Here is a 4,829-nt window from a genome sequence, read left to right as displayed (position 1 = left end):
CGTCCTGGGAGCCGTCCTGGGGCAGATCCGTCGTCTCCCGCCACCACGGCAGCGGCTGGCCCTCCTCCCAGGTCCACCCCCAGTCGGGGAATTCCACCGGGTCGAGCACGTCCACCCCGGGGTCCGAGTCACCTGAGTCATCGACCGGCTCATCGACAGGCTTCTCGACAGGTTCCTCCACCGGCTCGACGACAGGGTCGACCACTGGCTCGACGACTGGCTCGACGACTGGCTCGACAACCGGCTCGACCACCGGGTCGATGATCACCGTGGGTTCGGCACCCTCGGCGATCGGCACGTCCACAACCTCGAGCGCCACCTCCAGTCCCGAGGAGTCACCCGACGCCTCCGCGGCCGCCGGCGCCGCCACCTTCCGGGCGACCGCCCCGCCGCGTGCCGATCCCGACCCCGTCCTCGATGCCTCCCGGCCCGCGCGGCCGGCCTGCGCCGCACCCGCACGCGCATCCCTCGTACCTGCCGACACCGTGCCGTCGGGCTCCCCGCCGTCGGCTGCTGCCACCCCGGCCTGACCCCCCAGTGCCAACCCCAGGGCAAAAGCCGCCGCCCCCACCCGGACACCGCTTCGAATCGTCATCGCCGTTGCCCCTCGCGTCGGGTGAGTCCCTTCCGGCGGACACTACACCCGAGCACACCCTCGCTGAACTCGAACGACGCATCCAGGGGTTCTCCGCCGGGGGCGACCGGTCGCCGCGCGGGGGGCCCCACGCTCGGCGGGGGATCAGGTGCCCGGCTTGCGACCGACCGCGAAACCGCGCGGCGTGGTCGCGGCCTTGAGCACCGAGTTCAACTCCAGCACCACCGCATACCCGTCGGCGTCGCCGGTGCTGTAGACGCCCTCGTCGATCACGTTGTCCATGAACAACTCCCCGAGATCCCCCGCGCCGGCGGCGATCATGCCCGCACGCAAGGTGTCGCGCGCCGACATGAAGGACTCGTAACCGTGGGCCAGCGGATTGGTGATCGTCCAGTTCTCCTCGCTCAGCGACGCGGTCCACACGAAACCGGGGCCACTGGGGTTGGGGTGCGGCCCGAAGGCCCGGGCGTGGCTGTTGTCGAAGAGGAAGAAGGCGTCGCGGAAGGCCTGGTTCGCGCCGTCCGGCTGCTGGTCGTAAGTGGTGGATCCGAGGACACCCTGATAGCCGGTGCTGCTGAAGGCCGAGGCGCCGAACCCGGAACGGGCCATCCAGGCGTTGAGATTGCGGGTGGACTGTCGGGCATCACCGGAGGCGGTGTCGACCAGGATGACGTTGATGCTCTCCAGGATGGTCTTCAGCGTGCCCGACACCGGCTGGGGCTGACCGATCCAGTCGGCGATCCGGTCGTTCTTGTTGATCATCCACCGGCCGAGGTCGCCGTAGGGGGTGGGTGTCGTGGAGGTCGGCGCCGGCAGGGTGCCCGCGGCCGTGGCGATCGCCCGGACCGGTGCGGACCGGGGTGGCGGCGGCTTCTGCGCGCGGGTCGGGCCGCCGCCGCGAACACTGCTCGACCGACCGCCGGCGCGGCTGGTGCTGGCAGCCCGGGCGGATGACCCGCGGTCGGCACTCGCCGCCTGCCCGGGTGCCGGACCATCACTGTCGGCCCGGGCCACCCCGGGTGCAAGCCCGGCCACGCACAGGCCCACCGCCACAGCCGCGCCGGCCAGCCGGGTTGTCATCTGCGTCACGACGATGCCTCCCTCAGCGCCCGCTGAACCCGTTCTCGCGCAACCGTTCCACGAGTTGGATTCGCGAGCGCACGCCGAGTTTGCGGTAGGCGCTGGACAGGTGCATTTCGACGGTCTTGGCCGAGATGTAGAGCACCGCGGCGATCTCGTTGTTGGTCATGCCCGCGGTGGCGTGCTCGGCGACCTGGCGTTCGGTCTCGGTGAGTTCGCCGCCGGCGGCGCGCCGTTCCAGCCGGTGCAGCTCGCGGCGGGCGTGGCCCGCCCACAGCGGGCTGCCCAGCTCCTCGAAGACGGCCGCGGCGGCGTTGAGGGCGGCGCGCGCCGGCTGGGTGCGCCGCCGGCGGCGCTGCAGCTGGCCCACCAGCAGCTGGGTGCGCGCCCGCTCGAAGGGCATCGGCAGCCGGTCGTGATGGGCCATCGCCTGCTCTGCGGCACCCAGCGCCGCGTCAAGGTCACCGGCGACGGCCAGCAGCATCGCGCGGCACCGCGCGCCGACCGCCAGCGCCCACGGCCGGTCGTGGCGCACCCCGGCGGCCTCCAGTGCGGCCGTCAGCGGTTCGGCCTCGCCCGCGCGGCCCACCGCGCACAGCGCCTCCACCGCGTCGGGCAGGAAAGCCCCCGCCACGATCTCGGTTTCGTGGGCGGCGTCGAAGCCGGCCAGTTGCGGCCCGAGGGTGCGCAGCGCCTTCTCGTACTGCCCGTCGGAGACCAGCGCGAAGCCCAGGCTCATCGTCGGCGGGCGGATGAGGTAGCGCAGCCCGGTTGCGGCAGCCTCGGCGATGGCCAGTTCGGCCGACACCCGGGTGTCCTCGACGCGGCCCTGATAGGCGGCGGCGTTGGCGATGGCGGTGTGCGCGCTGATCAGCGGCAGCCGTCCGCCGATCTGCTCGGCGCGTTCCAGCGCGCCGGCAGCGGTGCGCGCCGCGTCGTCGTAGCGGCCCAGGCCGACCTCGACCATGGTGAGTTGCTCCTCGGCCCACAGCATCTCCAGATCGGTGCCCCGCTCGGCGCAGCCGTTCCACACGTCGGTCAGCTCGCTCCACGCCTCTTTGAGCCGCCCGGTCCATGCCCAGTTCAGGGCGCGGATCGGTTTGGGCCGCAACATGATCGGCGTGATCGGATCGGGTTCGCCCATCTCCAGGGCCTGATGCAGCGCCTCGGTGTCGGAGCCCAGCCCGTACATGAAGCTGACGTGCGTCCACAGCGACAGTGCCTGGCTGTGCAGCGAGGGCAGTCCGGTGGCCGCGGCGTCCTCGCGGGCGCGCGCCGTCAGTTCCACGCAGGTCTCCATGTCCCCGCCGATCCCGGTCGACAGTGCCAGCACGAGCAGCGCCTGGGTGTGCAGCACCAGGTTGTCGCCGGCCTCCTCCACGGCGCGCTGCAGCATGGGGATCGTGCTGGCGACACCGTCGCGGTAGCCGCGGACGGCCGAGAGCAGCATCAGCCCGACGGTGCGCAGGAATCCCGAGGGCAGCTCGTCGATGATCGGGGCGATCAGCGCGTCGGCCTCGTCGAGGGCGCTGGCGCGAAACAGGTACTCCCCGGCGCGAAGCCGCTGCAAGTGGTCGTCGCCGCCGAGTCGGATCGCCAGGGTGACCAGTTCGGCGGCGGTGCTGTAAGCGCCACGGGCAGCGGCGTTTTCAGCGGCGGCGTTGAGCGCCGCGAGCGTCTCGGGGTCGCCGTGCGGGCTACTGAGGGCCAGATGGCGGGCCCGCTGTTCGGGATGGCTGACCGCGTCGGCCAGCCTGCGGTGGGTACGCCGGTGCAGCGCGGGATCGGCGTCGGTGGTGATCCCGGCGGCGATCAGCGGGTGGGTGAAACGGATGCGGCTGCCGTCGAAGATCAGCACGCCGCGGCTTTCCATCGGCTCGAGGACCTCGACAAGCTCGTCGGGGCTGCGGTCGGTGACCGCTGCGATCACCTCGACGGTCGGCTCGAACGCGGCGGCGACGGCGAGCATCGTCTCGACGACGGCCTCGTCGAGGTCGCCGACCCGGTCGCGCACCAGCCCGCCCAGGGTGGGCGGCAGCGCCGTCAGCTCATTGTCGGGGTTGTCGGCCAGGAAGCGGGCAAGCTCGAGTGCGTAGAACGGGTTGCCGCCGGAGAGCGAGTGGATGCGCGTCATCGTCGCCGTCGGCGGGGCCTGCCCCAGCCGGGTGTCGAGCACCGCGCGCAGATCGGCGGCCTGCATCGGGCCCACGGTCAGGCGGGTCAGCGCGCGCGGGTCGCGCGGCTGCACCCAGGAGCGGTCCTCGCTGCCGGGTTCGCCGCTACGGAAGGACGCCAGCACGGCCACCGGCCCCGCCAGCCGCCGGATCGCGAAACCCAGTGCCAGCCTGCTGGGTTCGTCGATCCACTGGGCGTCATCGATGGCGATGAGGATCGGTCGCACCCGGCTCTGCTGCTCGAGTGCGGCGCGAAGGCCGGTGGCCACCAGCCGCTCATCCCCGCCGGGACTGCCGGTGCCGGTGGTGATCGCCTGCAGGGCCTTCTGGTGCAGCGGTGCCAGCCCGGCGAGCACCGCTTCGTCGACGCCGGCGAGGAGGTCCTCCAACGCCGCCCACGCCAGCGACATCTCCGCGGCCGCACCGGTGGTGTCGAGCACGACAAGACCGGCCTCGGCCGCCGCCGCGAGCGCGGCACGGCACACGGTGGTCTTGCCGATGCCGGCCTGCCCGTCGAGGATCAGCGCCGCCGGACCACGGCGTGCCGTCGCGAGCAGGGCCTGCACAGCGCACAGTTCGCGATCCCGTCCGACGAGGCCGGCCGGACCCTGACCGTCGCGGCCGTCCCGGGTGCCCGCGCTCACGGTTACCACTATGACAGTCCCTGTATGCCAGGGATATCCCTGTAACAGGGTGTTCCCCCGGCCCGTGAGCGTGCGCCCAGAGCGTCCGGAGGCGCGAAAGGGCGCTCTGCGTGCACTCTCGGTGCGTGGCCGGGGATGTGTGGGCCCGAAAGTGTAGGGAAATCCCTGTAATGACAGGCCTCGGGTGGGGGGTCGGGCGGTTTAGCGTTTTCTCAGCGCTTTTGAGGGATGGCTCGGGTATGGGAGTGGTGATGCGGGCGTCGGTGTGTGTGGGTCGGGTGGGCGCGTTGGCTCTGGCGTTGGGTGTCGGGGTGGGGGTGTCGCTGGCGTGTGGGG

At 72.2% G+C, this 4,829-nt stretch carries 3 protein-coding genes; all 3 read right to left on the bottom strand.

Annotated features, from left to right (window positions below; all coding sequences use genetic code 11):
* The coding region (locus ACKOB8_RS08005; protein ID WP_526376680.1) for a hypothetical protein at nt 1–595 on the bottom strand (595 nt) is incomplete at its 3' end.
* A gap of 144 nt (nt 596–739) precedes the next feature.
* Nucleotides 740–1,684 carry a hypothetical protein gene (locus ACKOB8_RS08000; RefSeq protein WP_526376679.1) on the bottom strand — a complete coding sequence of 315 codons (945 nt, stop codon included), beginning with the start codon at nt 1,682–1,684 and terminating at the stop codon, nt 740–742.
* A 13-nt stretch (nt 1,685–1,697) separates the two neighbouring features.
* Nucleotides 1,698–4,493 (bottom strand): AAA family ATPase, encoded by a 2,796-nt coding sequence (locus ACKOB8_RS07995; RefSeq protein ID WP_526376678.1) that lies wholly within the window; start codon nt 4,491–4,493, stop codon nt 1,698–1,700.
* Nucleotides 4,494–4,829: the final 336 nt, after the last annotated feature.

The organism is Mycobacterium sp. (assembly GCF_046091765.1).
Taxonomy (GTDB): Bacteria; Actinomycetota; Actinomycetes; order Mycobacteriales; family Mycobacteriaceae; genus Mycobacterium.
Note: the sequence above shows the minus strand (reverse complement) of the source record. Positions and strands in the feature narration are given on the sequence as shown.